The sequence below is a fragment of the Marinitenerispora sediminis genome, from assembly GCF_003336425.1.
Taxonomy (GTDB): Bacteria; Actinomycetota; Actinomycetes; order Streptosporangiales; family Streptosporangiaceae; genus Marinitenerispora; species Marinitenerispora sediminis.
Window position 1 is genome coordinate 1 of record NZ_QEIO01000387.1, and the last position, 362, is coordinate 362.

Below are 362 nucleotides of genomic sequence, written 5' to 3' on the forward strand. Positions count from 1 at the left end.
CGGCGGCGAGCGCGTCGTAGCGCTCGACGGTCATCGTCGGGTCGCCGGTCCCGGCCAGGTACAGGTCGCCGTGCACGACACCGTCCCGGGGCGCGGCGCGACGTCCGGCCTGGTGGTGCGCAGCCTCACCGAAGGCGACGTGCTCTACCGGCGCGAGCCGGGCACCCCGCTGATTCCCGCCTCCAACGCAAAGCTGCTGACCGCCGCCGCCGCGCTGGACGTGCTCGGCACCGACCACCGGTTCGCCACCACCGTGCACGCCGGCGCCGCGCCCCGGGACGGTGTCGTGCACGGCGACCTGTACCTGGCCGGGACCGGCGACCCGACGATGACCGTCGAGCGCTACGACGCGCTCGCCGCCG

The 362-nt window shown here is 76.0% G+C and carries 1 protein-coding gene; it reads left to right on the forward strand.

The window, feature by feature from the left end; all coding sequences use genetic code 11:
• Positions 1–70: 70 nt before the first annotated feature.
• Positions 71–362: D-alanyl-D-alanine carboxypeptidase (locus DEF28_RS26935; RefSeq protein ID WP_233515567.1), on the forward strand; the 292-nt coding region annotated here is incomplete at its 3' end.